Annotated in this window: 9 protein-coding genes; 7 read left to right on the plus strand and 2 right to left on the minus strand. The window is 38.6% G+C overall.

The features are described from left to right. The first annotated feature begins 67 nt into the window (after window positions 1–67). Entirely contained in the window at window positions 68–2,761 is a 2,694-nt protein-coding gene (locus KH400_RS06790) for a lanthionine synthetase LanC family protein (protein WP_217223238.1), read from the plus strand. A 263-nt stretch (window positions 2,762–3,024) separates the two neighbouring features. Here KH400_RS06790 and KH400_RS06795 read toward each other — a convergent pair whose 3' ends face one another. Next, window positions 3,025–4,287 carry an L-lactate MFS transporter gene (locus KH400_RS06795; RefSeq protein ID WP_217223240.1) on the minus strand — a complete coding sequence of 421 codons (1,263 nt, stop codon included), beginning with the start codon at window positions 4,285–4,287 and terminating at the stop codon, window positions 3,025–3,027. 808 nt (window positions 4,288–5,095) lie between these two features. Between KH400_RS06795 and KH400_RS06800 the strand changes: the two genes are divergently transcribed. The 4 genes from KH400_RS06800 (at window position 5,096) to KH400_RS06815 (ending at window position 10,060) form a co-directional block, all read left to right on the plus strand. Further along, window positions 5,096–6,208 carry an amidohydrolase family protein gene (locus tag KH400_RS06800; RefSeq protein WP_217223242.1) on the plus strand — a complete coding sequence of 371 codons (1,113 nt, stop codon included), beginning with the start codon at window positions 5,096–5,098 and terminating at the stop codon, window positions 6,206–6,208. Further along, complete coding sequence (locus KH400_RS06805) at window positions 6,208–6,579, plus strand: Rieske (2Fe-2S) protein (RefSeq protein ID WP_217223245.1); 372 nt, start codon at window positions 6,208–6,210, stop codon at window positions 6,577–6,579. The genes KH400_RS06800 and KH400_RS06805 overlap by 1 nt, the downstream gene beginning before the upstream one ends. Before the next feature lie 39 nt (window positions 6,580–6,618). Further along, on the plus strand, window positions 6,619–8,085 hold the full coding sequence (gene betB, locus KH400_RS06810) for a betaine-aldehyde dehydrogenase (protein ID WP_246589424.1): 1,467 nt from the start codon (window positions 6,619–6,621) through the stop codon (window positions 8,083–8,085). Between the two features lie 259 nt (window positions 8,086–8,344). Next, window positions 8,345–10,060: a SulP family inorganic anion transporter gene (locus KH400_RS06815; RefSeq protein WP_217223246.1), complete on the plus strand. Its 1,716-nt coding sequence runs from the start codon at window positions 8,345–8,347 to the stop codon at window positions 10,058–10,060. Window positions 10,061–10,479: 419 nt separating this feature from the next. On the opposite strand, the gene KH400_RS06820 is transcribed toward KH400_RS06815, so the two are convergent. Next, window positions 10,480–12,021 carry a BCCT family transporter gene (locus KH400_RS06820; protein ID WP_217223248.1) on the minus strand — a complete coding sequence of 514 codons (1,542 nt, stop codon included), beginning with the start codon at window positions 12,019–12,021 and terminating at the stop codon, window positions 10,480–10,482. A 343-nt stretch (window positions 12,022–12,364) separates the two neighbouring features. Between KH400_RS06820 and tnpA the strand changes: the two genes are divergently transcribed. Together tnpA and katG are read left to right on the plus strand one after the other, a co-directional pair. Next, window positions 12,365–12,736 (plus strand): IS200/IS605 family transposase, encoded by a 372-nt coding sequence (tnpA, locus tag KH400_RS06825; RefSeq protein WP_217223250.1) that lies wholly within the window; start codon window positions 12,365–12,367, stop codon window positions 12,734–12,736. A gap of 547 nt (window positions 12,737–13,283) precedes the next feature. Further along, complete coding sequence (gene katG / locus KH400_RS06830) at window positions 13,284–15,467, plus strand: catalase/peroxidase HPI (RefSeq protein ID WP_217223252.1); 2,184 nt, start codon at window positions 13,284–13,286, stop codon at window positions 15,465–15,467. Window positions 15,468–15,789 lie beyond the last annotated feature (322 nt).

A 15,789-nucleotide genomic window follows, 5' to 3' on the forward strand; every position in this document is an offset into this window, starting at 1 on the left:
ACGATATACAATGAAATGTATAAATGACGGTCTATTGTAAACTGAAAAAGGGTAAGGGGAGGATGTTATGGAGAATCAATTCGTTAAGATTCTTAACGAATATCATCTCAACCCAGAAATCAATTATCCCTGGGCTAATGTCGGAACAACGAATCGAGTGCAAGGCTGGAAACTTCACCTTTCGACGATTGAGTCAGAGGCAGTATCATTGCTTCGTGTAGTGGTCCCATATCTTCGTGAAAAACAGATAAGCTTTAAAATTACTCAAGATGAGGATGTTCTAGGTTTACTAAATGAAGGGGCATTGGGTTCGACACAAGTAGGAAAGTTTATGACAATCTACCCCAATAATGATCATGAGGCAAAAGAAATTGCTGAGAAACTTATTCAACTAACCCCTAGTTTTCACGGTCCAATTATTCGAACTGATTTACGGCTTAGTGATATTGTTTATGCAAGATATGGCTGTTTTAATCCGATTATTTCGCAAAACCGTCTCGGGCTACCGTCACTTTTTATTCAAGCAGCAGATGGTTCCTTACGAGCGGACTCTTATGAAGTTCCATTTGTACCTCCGTCAGATGTTCCTAATCCATTTAAAACATTTCCTCCTTTTGATAAAGAAGCTGATAACACAATAGTGAATGATAACCCTTTCGAAAATAAAAAAATGTTCGGCCCGGGGTATATCATTTTAGACGTAATTCGGGCACATGCCAAAGGCTCAGTGTTACTAGCTTTAGATTTACGTAGCCAAGAAGACGTAGGGTTAAAAGTTATTAAGCAGGGAAGGCAATATTGTTTTAGCGATAAATATGATCGTGACATTCGAACCAGATTAAAATACCAAGAAACCCTCCATAAAAAGTTGTCTGAGGTAGTTCCTATTCCAAAGGTAGATTCATACTTCGAAGTAAAGGGTCATGGTTATCTGCCAATGGAGTATATAGAGGGACAAAATCTTGAACATTTCATTTCTTATTGTTTAGATAATTGTACTTGGAATAGCCTCCGAGTTACGACGCAGATTGAGATGTTAGAACATTTAATCAAAATTATCGATGCTGTGAAAAAACTACACGGTGCCGGCTATGTCCACAGAGACTTAACGGGAACAAATATATGGATAGGGAGCAACAAGCAAGTGTATTTAATTGACCTAGAATTAGCACACGCTATCGATGATGAGTCTCCTCCTTTTAACTTAGGGACATTAGGTTTTATGTCGCCTGAGCAAAATAACCGGGAACAGCCAACAATTCAAGACGATATTTATTCTTTAGGCTGTGTCATGCTTTTGTTTTTTACTGGCTTTGATCCACTTCGCATTCAAAATATAAATAAAGACCAACTCTCACTCCGGTTAGGTCATTTATTACACACGATCCCTTCAGAGTTAATAGAAACAATCGTAGAATGTATAGACGAGGATCCAAACAAAAGACCTTTATTAACAAAGGTAGAAGATACCGTACAAAGATATATGAATGATTTTAAAAATGACAAAACAACACCTCGCAATTTACCACCAATCTCATCAAATGATTATACTCACGATTTACATTCACTTATTCATAAAGCACAAAAAGGTTTGTTACATGATGTGATCACAGATCCAAACACTCAGCTATGGATGTCAGCTCCACATGACGAAACGAATGAACAATCACATGATATTGAACTACTTTTTGATACTAATAAAGGTGTAGCTGGAGTTATTTATTTACTTAGCCGTCTTTCTCGATTTGGATATGGCACAAAAGATGTTCAAGAACGAGTCGTCAATGCTGTTCGTTGGTTGGTTAGTAATGAAATAACCCCAGACCAGTTGCCGGGGTTACATTTTGGGCATGCGGGTTATGCTGTAGCTGTTGCTGAGGCAATCGCTGGCGGTATGATTCAGAGAAATGACCAGATTGACGAGTATATGGTAAAGGCTTTGAGAGGTAAGCTCGATTGGCCTGATATCACACATGGTGCAGCAGGCCAAGGAATTGCGGCCCTTTATTGTTCGGATCGGCTGAATGATGAAGTGTTCTCAGCCTATGCCCACGAATGCGTAGCCTATTTAATAAAAAATCAGAAAGAGGATGGCTCCTGGGAAATGCCAGAAGGTGTCGATGGGATGAGCGGGGAGACATTGACCGGATTTGCGCACGGAGTAGCAGGAATAGTCTATTTCCTGGCAGAATATGATCGGCGTTATCAACATGCTAATGCAAAAAAGGCGTGGCAAGTAGGAGCAGGTTGGTTAATGAAGAAAGCCATTCCTTCAGATAATGGTAAGTCCCTTTTGTGGGAGTATAGCGATAAAAGTTCGGCGCTATGGAAATGGTGGTGTCACGGTTCACCAGGTATTGCACTAACGTTTCTTAGACTGTATGAACAAACCAAAGAACAACAATATGCTGAGGTTGCAGAAAAAGCATTGAAAGTTCACTCTTCTGACATCCTGACTTCTAATCTTAGTCAATGTCACGGTCTTAGTGGCTTAGGTGACATCTATCTCGAAGGGTATCGAGTATTAGAAGACTCACAATGGTTGGAAAGAGCTCAACATTTAGCTGATAAAATTATTAATCTACGACGTGAAAACGAATCTAATTCAGTGACTTGGATAACAGAAAACCCTTATCATACGACGGCTGATTTGATGGTAGGATCAGGTAGTGTGGTCCACTTTTTATTAAACCTTTCATTAGGGGGAGAGAAAACTGGATTCCCTCTGTTGTTAGAGCCAATTAAAAATAAAGACAATTAACAAAACACTACAATAATCATAACCACTTAATAACCTGATGAAAGAGTAATGGTAGAGTTTATTTTAGTAGTGGAAAAAGAGGCGGGACAAAAGGTGGAAAAACCAACCTTTTGCCCCGCCTCTTGCTTATTGTCTAACAGAGGCTTGTACATATTTTCCCAATAAAGATGTGAGAAAATACAATATCCCTATAGTCATAGATTCACCTGAAGGGAAATTATCGTAATAGTCAACTTAGGTACCATACAGTTCTTGAGCGTTCATTATGCTATACTGCTTCCCTGTTGAAGCTTTTGTTGTTTCTGAATTTTTTTAATATCCATACGTAGGAAAACAGAAACAATGAAAGCAAGGGTGATCATACCAAAGAAAACGTAAAATACAGGAATGTAACTTCCTGTAGCGCCTTGAATATTAGAAACTAGCATTGGACCAATGATACCACCTAGTGACCAAGTGGTTAGTAGGTACCCATGAATAGCACCTAATTGTTTTGTTCCAAATAAGTCACCAATAAAGGCAGGGAGGTTAGAGAATCCACCACCATAACAACTTACAACTAACAAAATAAGGATTTGGAATATGATAGCATTTGTTGTCATCGGTAATGTGAAAAATGCCACCATTTGAATGACGAAAAAGATCAGAAATACATTATGTCTACCAATGTAGTCAGAGGCTGCAGCCCAACCTAATCGGCCACCACCATTAAAGATTCCCATGATCCCAACCATTGTTGCAGCAGCAGCGGCTGATAGTCCAACAACATCTTGGGCCATAGGGGATGCCACTGAGATCATCATAATTCCAGCACTTACATTGATGAGCTTCATTGTCCATAGCATCCAGAAGTGCTTCGTTTTCACTGCTTGCTTAGCTGTTAATTGACGTAAATCCTTTTTTATTGCTTTTTGACCAGAGGCCACTGCTTTAACCATACTTGGAGGCATCCAGCCTTCTTTTGGAGGCTCGATGTAGGAGGCTCCTAACATCATTAAAATGAAATAACATGCTCCTAAAACATAAAATGTATTTGTAACGTTTATAGTTTCGATTAATAATGCGGCAGCTGGCGCAGTTACTAAGGCGCCTGTACCAAAACCTAAAACAGCCATCCCTGTTGCCAATCCTCTTCGGTCAGGGAACCACTTAACAAGGGTAGAGACAGGTGAGATATATCCAACTCCTAAGCCTAAACCACTTAATAATCCATAGGTAAGTAGAAACATGATCGAAGAATCAACTACAACTGCAAGTCCAGATCCTGCTTGTCCAGAAGCAAACAAAATTGCGGCTAGGATTGCAGATTTTCTTGGACCATGCTTTTCAACAAATGGACCAAAAAAAGCCGCTGATAGTCCTGCGAGCGCCATCATAATGGTGAAAGCTAACGTAACATATGTCTCTGACCAGCCAATCGTTTCAACTAATGGATTTTTATATACACTATATGCATAGGCCGCACCGATGGATAGGTGAATAGCGATAGCGGATAAAGCCATTAACCATCTGTTTTTTGTCTTCATAACAATTTCCTCCCTTGAATGAAATAAGATTATTGATAGTAGAGCTATATTAAATAAGAAAAAGGCTATTTTGTATAAACTAGGGAGATATAAAAAATGTAAGTGTTTTCAAAAAAGAAGAAATATATGTTGGTGATCCCCACTCCTTTCCTCTCAAATAAAAACCTCTCGAATCGAGAGTTAAATTTGGTTATCACAATTAGTAAAAGCACTTCGTCTGTGCTTTCCAAATTCCCCATTCCACATTAGTAGATGAATACTAGTTTAATGCAGTGGTTTAATTACTTTGTCAACGCTTACAATTATGGGGACGATCTGGAGTTTCACCAGATCCCCTTTTAACCAAAAATATGGCACCTTTATTACGTATTTATGAACTTTTTGCAACAAATCTAATTTAACAGAAATAATGTAATTGTGTCAATATTTGAACTTTTTAAACTAATTGTAGGTAGAGATCATTGAAACCAATATTATTCCAGACAGATGGTAAGAATAAACCTTTTTGCGCTTTATTTTTGTTGAAAAAAGCTGTAGTTGATTTTACAAAAACATTAAGTACTTGACTTGGAAAGTATTTGGGTAAAATATCCCTTTGTGTAAATTTTACGGTATTTTATAGAGTGGTGTGTCAGACATTCCTATTCATTATAGAAAATAAAAAAACGTCACTGACGTTCACTGAGCGTCACTGGCCTTCACTGAACGAGATGAATGCAATTCAGTGCCAGTGAGTAGGTTTGGTGATTTTGATAGGCCTTTGTTAAGATGATTTTCAGTTGAGCAAAATAGTAAGGGGGAAACAAAGTTGGTTAAGACGACAACAAAAGATCAAAAAAATACGAAACAACAAAGTAAACTACATTTAATTGATACAGATATTCATGAAAGAGCACAATATAAAGATTTATTACCTTATTTAGATCAGCCGTATAGAAGGTACATTACTGATTGTCACTGGTTACAGGAAAAACATATGCCATATACACAACCAGCTGTAGCAGGTGTTGACCGAGCAGATGCGAGAGTCCCAGATGGCCGTCCGGCAGGCTCTGACTTATCATTTATGAAAGAGCAACTATTGGACCCGGTTGGTCATGAAGTTGGTATTTTAACAGGTGCACTTGATCCATCTCCTTCATCAATGCATGGCTGGTATGAGATGGCGACAGCACTTGCTAGCGCATATAACGATTGGCAAATTGAAAACTGGTTAGATAAAGATGAACGCCTTTATGGTTCAGTTCATATTGCCGCCCAAGATCCTCAAGCCGCTGTACGTGAAATTGAAAGAGTAGGATCACATCCGAAAATGGTACAGGTCCTTCTTCCAATTGATGATAAATTATGGGGAGATCCTTTCTATCATCCGATTTTTGAAGCCGCAGAGCGCCATGATTTAATGATTGGAATGCATCATAACGAACCACCGATTCATTATGGACAGTGGCCGAGATACTTTATTGAATGGCATACGTTAATTCCAACTGCCCATATGATGCAGGTAACAAACATGGTCTTTAACGGTGTATTTGAAAAGTTCCCAAAATTGAAATTAATGATGATTGAAGGTGGATTTACGTATGTTCCTTTCCTTATGAGAAAAATGGATCAGCAATATAAAGACCTTCGTCATGAAGTACCATGGATTAAAAGGATGCCTAGTGATATTATCCGTGAGCATGTTTGCTTTACAACACAGCCTTTAGAGGAAATGACAAAGAAAGAGTTTCTACAAATTATAGAACAAATGGGCTCAGATGAAATGGTTTCATTCTCAACGGATTATCCACATTGGGATTACGATTCACCGTATGAATCATTACCTCCGAACCTTGGAGAAGACTTGACACGTAAGCTTTTCTCTGAAAATGCGCGAAACTTCTATCCAAAACTTCAACGTATTGGGAGGGAGAAATAATGCAACAAGTCGTACAAGAAGTAATTGTATGTAAAAAAACGGATCTAAATCCAGGCGAAATGATGGAAAGTACATTTGGAAAGCATTCGATTGTAGTTGCAAGAGCGTCAGATGGAGAATATTACGCGTTTTTAAATCGCTGTATTCACCAAGGTGCTGCATTATCGAAAGGGAAAATTTGTGGTGCACCAGAGCCAACTGATAATCTAGGAGAATATGACTTTAAAAGAGAAGGGGATATTCTTCGTTGTCCGTGGCATGGACGTGAGTTTGATATAAAAAATGAAGGATGCATGCTTGCAAATTCAAAATTCAAGCTAAAAAACTTCAAGGTAAAAGTAGAAGATGAGAACGTAATTGTATATAAATAGCGAAAAGTCCGGAATAAACTAAAACAGAGGTGGCTTATCATGAAAAAAATGTTCATTAATGGACAATGGATTGAATCTGAATCAAAAGAAACACGTGAGATTATTAATCCGTTTAATCAAGAAGTTGTTGAAAGTGTGACAGAAGGAAATGAAGTAGATACGAAAAAAGCCATTTCTGCAGCCCGTGAAGCATTTGACTATGGGGAATGGCCGGGTACTCCAGCGACGGAACGAGGTTTAAAGCTCTTTAAAATAGCAGATTTAATTGAAAGAGATATAGAAGAACTTATTCGATTAGAATCATTAGATACAGGTAAGACGGTAACAGAAAGTGAAGCTGATATGCAAGATATCGCCGGTGTCTTCCGCTATTATGCAGGGCTTGCTGATAAACATGGTGGTGAAATCATTGATTCGCCAATTCCTAATTCAAAAAGTAAAGTCGTAAGAGAGCCTGTTGGTGTGTGTGGTCAAATTACGCCTTGGAACTATCCATTATTACAAGCAGCATGGAAAATTGCGCCTGCTTTAGCAGCTGGAAATACACTTGTCATGAAACCAAGTGAAATAACACCTCTTACAACAATCAAAGTTTTTGAATTAATGGAGGAGGTAGGGTTTCCAAAAGGTGTTGTAAACCTGGTATTAGGTGCAGGTGCAACTGTTGGAAACGAATTAGCAGTCAGTCATGATGTTGACCTGATTTCTTTTACAGGTGGAATTATGACTGGGAAAAAGATTATGCAAGCAGCAAGTACAAATATGAAGAAAATTGCGCTTGAACTTGGTGGGAAAAATCCGAATATCGTATTTGCCGATTGTGATTTTGAGACGGCATTAGATCAAGCTTTAAATGCAGTATATTTCCATGCAGGTCAAGTATGTTCTGCAGGTGCAAGATTACTAGTAGAAGATTCTATCCATGACCAGTTTGTTGACGCGTTAGTGGAGCGAGTTAAAAAGATTAAACTTGGAAATGGATTTGACCCTGAAACACAATCAGGACCTATGATCTCCAAAGAACATCGTGAAAAGGTTGAACAATATGTTGAAATAGGGAAGAAAGAAGGAGCAAAACTCCTTGTAGGTGGTGCAAGACCAGATCATTCAGACTTACAAGACGGTTTCTTCTATTTACCTACTATCTTTACAGATTGCACGTCTGAAATGACCATTGTACAAGAAGAAGTATTCGGACCTGTTCTAACAGTTGAACGGTTCCACAGCGAACAAGAAGCAACAAAACTTGCAAATGACTCGATCTATGGACTTGCAGGTGCAGTCTGGACAACAGATATTCAAAAGGCCGAACGTGTCGCTTCAAAATTACGAATGGGAACTGTTTGGATTAATGACTTCCATCCATATATCCCACAAGCACCATGGGGAGGATATAAGCAATCTGGTATTGGGAGAGAGCTAGGCTCTATTGGTCTGGAAGAATATACAGAGTTAAAGCATGTGTATCAAAATACGGACCCACAGCCACTCCATTGGTTTAAATAAAATCTGAGTATTGGATGCGATTTGATTAAAAGCATGAACTTTTCGTTGTTATAATATTGCAGGAAGTTTGGGCGCTGTTTTTCCAGTAACAGGTCTTCTCATTCCTGCCTTTTTATTTTTTTCTAAACGTGTATTGCAGTAGAAACAGGTATCCTACAATTAACATATGATAATTATCTAATAAGTTGTTCTATCAATAAGGTAAGATAATAATGTTAAAATAGAAATAAGAAAGTCATTCATTAGGGAAGATTTCGAGATGAGCAATAAACAAACTAATTTACTCCTTCAAAAATTAAATGTTAATCAAAGAAACATCAAAAATGATGTAATCGCTGGTTTCACCCTTTTTATAATGCTTGTTCCACAAGGGATGGCCTATGCTATGCTTGCAGGTCTGCCTCCTGTCATGGGGTTATATGCATCAACAATCCCTCTTTTTATTTATGCTTTTTTCGCTTCTTCAAAGCATTTGTCGATCGGACCTGTTGCAACAACTTCCTTACTTGTGTTCACGGGGGTTTCGGTCTATTCCGAACCGGATTCAATGCATTATATCTCACTTGTATTAGTTCTTACAATCATGGTAGGGATCATTCAGCTTTTATTTGGCCTTTTGAAAGTAGGATTTATTGTAAAATTTATCCCACATTCTGTTTTGAATGGTTACACGTCAGCGGCCGCCATTGTGATCGGTCTGAGTCAGGTTCAGCATCTACTAGGTATAGATATGTCGAATCATTTGCAAGTTCATCTTCTCTTATTTGAGCTCATCCAACATGTGAATGAACTGAATTTATACACCGTCTTCATTGCAGCCGGGAGTATTGTTATGCTTCTCGGATTAAAACGAATGAAAGGTCGTATGCCTGCTGCACTTATTGTTGTGATTGTATCCATTGCGCTGGTTTCATTTTTTCAATTGGATCATAAAGGGGTTCAAATTGTGGGAGGAGTTCCAAATGGCTTTCCTTCTTTTGCATTACCTAATCTCAATATTGATTCCATTCAAATGCTATTGCCAATGGCATTTACGATTGCCATCGTTAGTTTTATGGAGTCCCTTGCTATTGCTAAAACCATGGGACGAAAGGGAAAGTATAAAATTTACGCGAACCAAGAGTTGAAGGCTTTAGGTATTGCTAATATCTTTGGTGCATGTTTTCATTCCTACCCTGTTAGTGGTAGCTTTTCTAGAACAGCAGTCAATAAAGAAGCAGGTGGTCACAGTCAATTTACATCAATTGTAACGGGTCTATTTATCATGATTACGATCCTGTTTTTCACATCACTTTTTTATTATTTACCGAATGCAGTCCTTGCTGCCATTATTGTTGTAGCCGTATATAAATTAGTAGATATTAATGAATTGAAGCATTTATATAAAGTCAATCCATTTGAAGGTTGGACGTGGATCACAACTTTTACAATAACTTTATTTGTAGGGATTCAATGGGGCATCCTATTAGGAGCAATCTTTACACTATTGCTGATCTTAATGAGAAGTACAAAACTTAATATTATAGAGGTAGGGTATATAAAAGAGAAGAAAGCATTCAGAGATTTAAGTCGCTATCCAAATGCAATGACGTTAGAAGATGTCTTGTTGGTTCGTATTGATTCTTCCTTGCACTTTGCAAATAGCTCTATTTTAGATGAAAAGATAAAGGGGCTTATTCGTCACAAACCTAAAACAAAGTGGGTAGTAATTGATATGGCAGGCGTAAATGATATTGATACGATATCCGTTGAAACGTTAGGTGAAATCATTGAGTATTACCAAGAGGAAGACGATATCAGGTTTTTGTTCGCAAACATGAAGGGCGCAATTCGAGATAAGGTAAATAAAGCTGTATGGAAACGCCACTATCCCGAACCCATCAATCTTTCGTTAGAAAAGGTGTTAAAAGAAAAAGGATTTAACTACAAGGAGTCACGAAAATATACCTCTGATATAATTGATTATCAAATATAATGAGTGAAAACGATAGGTAGCATTAACGCGTCAGATTCCAAGTTACGTTTTACTTCATAGTTAAGTAAGCAATGAGCGTTTCTAAAAGAACGAAACGAACTTAGGTTTCTCTAACCGTATAAAATCAACGGAAAATGAGCTGACAATTTAATGTAACCAGGATTCAACAAGGTACTAATGGAATGAGAAAGGCTTGGATGATATTAAAATCCAAGCCTTTCTCATTCCATTTTACTCAGACGAGCTGGAGCTGTGTTTTTACGTTTTGCATCATACAAGTGAAAACATTAGTCTCGAACACGTTTAGATGAGTAGCGAAGAAATGGTATGAATGGGCGAAACATAAAGAAAAGAAAAAACCACCCTCAGCCAGCAGGTGGTTTAGAAGAGTAAAGATTCTAGGCAAATCACTAGAAGCTTTAACTTACTTCTCGAGTCACTTTCTTCTCTATGTTCTTCTTACGGTCTTTTCTTTTTGTTCTTTTTTCAACATCTTGATTGGCTGCCTTGTAAAATGAGGATCCCATTAACAGTATGACAATGGAAAATGGTAGTGCAGCAATTATTAACATATTCTGTAGCCCTTGTATACCACCGAAATAAACAATGATGGCAGCCATTGCTGACATGGCAACACCCCAAACAATTTTAACTGAATTAGCAGGGTTTATTGAGCCTCCTGTACTTAGCATTCCAAGGACAAACGTTGCTGAGTCTGCTGAAGTAATGAAAAAGACTGCGATGACAACGATCGTTATAAGTGACATTAATTCACCTATTGGGTAATTTTGAAGGACACCAAACGTTGTCGTTTCAAGAGAGTAGCTAGATATTGTATCAATTCCGTTTTGTTCAATATTCAAGGCGGAAACACCAAACACGGCGAAAAAGATAAAGCATACAAATGCAGGGACAAAAAGCACACCTAGCAAAAATTCTTTAACTGTACGGCCCTTGGATATCCTAGCGATAAAAATCCCAACAAATGGAGCCCAAGAGATCCACCATGCCCAGTAAAAGATTGTCCAATTGTCAATCCATGTACGACCACTTTCATTTAATGGAGAAATACGGAAACTCATATCAAAAAAGTTAGCGATGTAGCTTCCGAGCGTAGAAGTAAACATGTTTAAGATGTATAAGGTAGGGCCAACGATAAATAACATCAGTAATAGTACAAATCCAAGTCCCATATTGGCATTACTTAAATATTTTATTCCTTTTCCGATTCCGGACCACGCAGAGAAAATAAATAGACCAGTGGCAATAGCTAAAATCAATAATTGCATTCCGAAGTTATTCGGTGTATGAAAAAGGTAAGCTAAGCCGGCATTAATTTGTGCGGAACCAAAGCCGAGGGTTGAAGCTACCCCCACTATAGTAGCGAAGATCGCGAGGGTATCAATTATTGTCCCTGCTTTTCCGCGCATATTCTTTTCTCCAAAAATAGGGATAAGTGTAGCGCTAATTAATCCAGGAAGGCCTTTGCGAAACTTAAAGTAAGCTAAAGCGAGCGCCACAACGCCATATACTGCCCACGCATGTACACCCCAATGAAAAAAAGAATATTGGAGCGACTGTCTGATGGCCTCATTAGATCCAGCCTCAGCCCCTGGTGGACTTATAAATGCATGGGAAATCGGTTCGGCCGTCGTCCAAAAAACTAAACCTATTCCCATTCCAGCACTAAATAACATAGCAAACCATGAAGCTAAACTAAACTCAGGCTGATCATCATCTTTCCCCAATTTAATCTTTCCAAAGCGAGAAAAGATGAGGTAGATACAAAATGTCAACAATAGCATAATAATTAATAAGTAGTACCATCCGAACACCTCGGAGATATATGTAGTCACGTTGGAGGATAAGGATTGTAAATGCTCAGGCGCAGCGGCTCCCCAAACGACTAGTACTACACATATAATTAGTGCGTACCAAAAAACTGAACTAACATTCTTCACATTTTCACCTCAATTATTTTTACTCACTTAACTTTCCACGTTATTCGAAAGAAAGCTCTCGTTTACCAAATCCAATGGTAATAGAGGCTCCGTCATCTACCTTCAACAACTGGTAAAAAATTTTAGCAAAAACAGTCGAGAAATAGCAAATCGATTCTAAAGTGATTATCACTGTTTACCTCGTTTAACGAAGGTCAGTGAAACTCAGTGATAGTTTTTCATATTTTCATAGTATTTATAATAAATACTTGTTCTTTTATAGGGGGTCTCTGTTATAATATTCTAGTATTACATAACTGCTCAGCGTTTAATAAACATTAATTTATAAAATGGGGTTTAAAAAATGTTAGTGAACCATAAAAAGGTAAATAGTTCATCTTATTATTTAACGTTGTATATCAAGTCTAGAAAAAAGGTATTCGATCAAACAATATCTGATCGGTGTAAAATGATTTTTGAAGATATTGGAGCGCAATATCATATTGATATAAATCATTGGTGTACTGAACAAGACCATCTCTTCATTAATATTAATGTTCAAACTTTTGGTAATGTAGCTGATTTTGTTGAAGATTTTAAGGTTTCTAGTTCAAAGATACTTAAGAAAGAATTCCCTCAACTCAAAAGAAAGTTCTGGAAAACGAACTTATGGGAAAAGGATTTCCATTTAACACCTGTAAAGGGCTACCACTGTTCAATAAGAACTAAATTTTAACTATATCAAACATTCTCAAATGAGCCTCAATTAATGTTTTATAAAGCAACAGGGATCGGTTCTGTTGCTTGTACATTTCTTCATGAGTAGGTTGGAAACCAGGATAATCTGATTTAATCGAATACAACAGAAAAAACTAAGCTAAGTTGAGTTTAAGCGCCTGATCAATCCTCATCCTTATAAAGTATGTAATAAGGTGGAAAAGAAGGATAATTTACGAAAAAATGGGTGATTGTCAGGGATAAGTTAAGAAAAATAAACACAAACCGAGTTATGGGTTATAAAAAATGAGGAGGGGTCAACCCCTCCTCATTTTTTATGCATTTATTCTCTTAATTTTCATAGTATTTATAAGTGTAATGTTTGATATAATTTATTTATTAATAATAGTTATAAATAAATATTGACTTTAAAGTGATAAGTGTTATCATTGGGTTATGTTTAACTTTTACTTCTATGGGGTATGGGAAGTAAGTGAAAAATAAATAGGATTGTATACGTTAGTTAAATGATTTACTAATTATTGATATGGAGAGGGGAATCGTATATGGATACTAAAAACACTTCTAACACTGGAGGATGCCCGTTTCATCAAGGTGCAGCTACAAGTCCCAAATCTAGTGGTACGACGAATAAAGATTGGTGGCCAAATCAATTAAACTTAAATATTTTACATCAGCATGATAAAAAGTCTAACCCGATGGGAGAAAACTTCGATTATGCAGAGGAATTTAATAAGTTAGACTATGATGCACTTAAGCAGGATCTTCGAGATCTAATGACAGACAGTCAAGATTGGTGGCCAGCTGACTATGGACATTATGGCCCATTCTTTATTCGTATGGCTTGGCATGCTGCTGGTACCTACCGTGTAGGTGATGGTCGCGGAGGCGGTGGAACTGGCAATCAGCGTTTTGCTCCACTTAATAGCTGGGCTGATAATGGTAACTTAGATAAAGCACGACGTCTGCTTTGGCCAATTAAGCAAAAATATGGAAACAAAATCTCTTGGGCTGACTTATTGCTTCTAACAGGTAATGTTGCTATTGAATCAATGGGTGGCAAGACATATGGTTTTGGTGGTGGACGTGCAGACATTTGGCATCCAGAGGAAGACATCTATTGGGGTAATGAGACTGAAATGCTAGGTAATAACCGCTACACAGGTGATCGTGAGCTTGAAAACCCGCTTGCGGCTGTTCAGATGGGTCTTATCTATGTGAACCCAGAAGGCCCAGATGGCAAACCAGATCCGCTTGCAAGTGCTCGTGATATTCGCGAAACCTTTGCGCGTATGGGAATGAACGATGAAGAAACGGTTGCGCTAGTAGCCGGTGGCCATACGTTTGGTAAGGCACACGGTGCTGGGGATGCAGCTCATGTTGGACCAGAACCTGAAGCAGCCCCTATTGAAGCACAAGGCTTAGGTTGGTTAAGCACACACGGAAGCGGAAAAGGTCGTGACACGATCACAAGCGGTATTGAAGGTGCTTGGACGGCGAATCCGACTCAGTGGGATAATGGCTACTTTGATTTATTATTTGGGTATGAATGGTGGCTGACAAAGAGCCCAGCAGGTGCGTGGCAGTGGCTTGTGGTAGATCCTGATGAAAAAGATCTTGCACCAGATGCAGAGGATCCATCAGTGAAGGTTCAAACAATGATGACGACTGCGGATATGGCATTACGTTTTGACCCAGAATACGAGAAAATTTCTCGTCGTTATCATGAGAATCCAGAGGAGTTTGCAGATGCATTTGCTCGTGCGTGGTTCAAATTGTTACACCGTGACATGGGACCTCGTTCAAGATATCTAGGACCAGAAGTTCCAGAAGAAGATCTTATCTGGCAAGATCCTGTTCCAGCTGTTGATTATGAATTAACAGATGAAGAAGTAGAGCGGATTAAGGTGATGATTCTAGATTCCGGACTTACAATTAGTGAGCTCGTCACAACTGCTTGGGCTTCAGCTTCTACATTCCGTGGTTCAGATAAGCGTGGTGGTGCAAATGGTGCGCGTATCCGTCTCGCTCCACAGAAGGATTGGGAAGTAAACCAACCGGAACAACTTGCAAAAGTTCTTGCAGTATATGAAGAAATTCAAAGCCATTTAGAAAAGAAAGTCAGCATGGCCGACTTAATTGTACTTGGTGGTACTGCTGCGGTAGAGAAAGCTGCAAAGGATGCAGGATTTGATGTTCCTGTGCCGTTTGCTCCTGGACGTGGCGATGCTTCGCAAGAGCAAACAGATGCAGAAAGCTTTGACGTGTTAGAGCCTGTTGCGGATGGTTTCCGTAACTATCAGAAGAAGCAGTATAGTGTAAGTGCAGAGGAACTACTAGTAGACAAGGCACAGCTACTTGGGCTTACTGCACCAGAAATGACTGCACTTGTTGGCGGTATGCGAGTGCTAGGTACAAATTATGCTGGCACTGAGCACGGCGTTTTCACTGATCGTGTAGGTACACTGACTAACGATTTCTTTGTTAACTTGCTTGATATGGGAGTAGAGTGGAAGCCTGTAGACGAAGCAATATATGAGGGCCGTGATCGCAAGACAGGTGAAGTCGTGCGTACAGCAACTAGAGTTGACCTTGTGTTTGGTTCAAACTCTGTTCTCCGTGCGATCGCAGAAGTTTATGCACAAGAGGATAATAAAGAGAAGTTTGTGCGTGACTTTGTTGCTGCTTGGGTTAAAGTTATGAATGCAGATCGTTTTGACCTTAAATAACAACTAGTAATCCTGATAAGCTTAAATGTAGGTATTCGTTTCGACACTTACGAATACCTACTCTTTGAAGCAAATAGGAGCTAATTGTATGAAGGGTGATTAAAAGAATGGTTTTTGTCTCAAACGGGACAAGGGTCGGGACAAAACAAGTTAAAATATAAATATTGGCAATGGCTTCACTCGCCACATGCCAGTTGTGAGAAACTCACTCACACCGGTCTTTTAAAAAGTTGGTGACGGTTACGCTCATTGCCTCGAGGCTGGGACAAAAGGTATAAACACCAACCTTTTGTCCCAGCCTATTTCCATTTGATTAGTGGTT

Source organism: Desertibacillus haloalkaliphilus (assembly GCF_019039105.1).
Lineage (GTDB): Bacteria > Bacillota > Bacilli > Bacillales > KJ1-10-99 > Desertibacillus > Desertibacillus haloalkaliphilus.

What these genes read in the sequence shown, in the direction of transcription:
- KH400_RS06805 (WP_217223245.1), top strand. Translation starts at nt 6,208, where the DNA reads ATGCAACAAGTCGTACAAGAAGTAATTGTATGTAAAAAAACGGATCTA.
- KH400_RS06795 (WP_217223240.1), bottom strand. Translation starts at nt 4,287, where the DNA reads ATGAAGACAAAAAACAGATGGTTAATGGCTTTATCCGCTATCGCTATT.
- KH400_RS06790 (WP_217223238.1), top strand. Translation starts at nt 68, where the DNA reads ATGGAGAATCAATTCGTTAAGATTCTTAACGAATATCATCTCAACCCA.
- betB (WP_246589424.1), top strand. Translation starts at nt 6,619, where the DNA reads ATGAAAAAAATGTTCATTAATGGACAATGGATTGAATCTGAATCAAAA.
- KH400_RS06815 (WP_217223246.1), top strand. Translation starts at nt 8,345, where the DNA reads ATGAGCAATAAACAAACTAATTTACTCCTTCAAAAATTAAATGTTAAT.
- katG (WP_217223252.1), top strand. Translation starts at nt 13,284, where the DNA reads ATGGATACTAAAAACACTTCTAACACTGGAGGATGCCCGTTTCATCAA.
- tnpA (WP_217223250.1), top strand. Translation starts at nt 12,365, where the DNA reads ATGTTAGTGAACCATAAAAAGGTAAATAGTTCATCTTATTATTTAACG.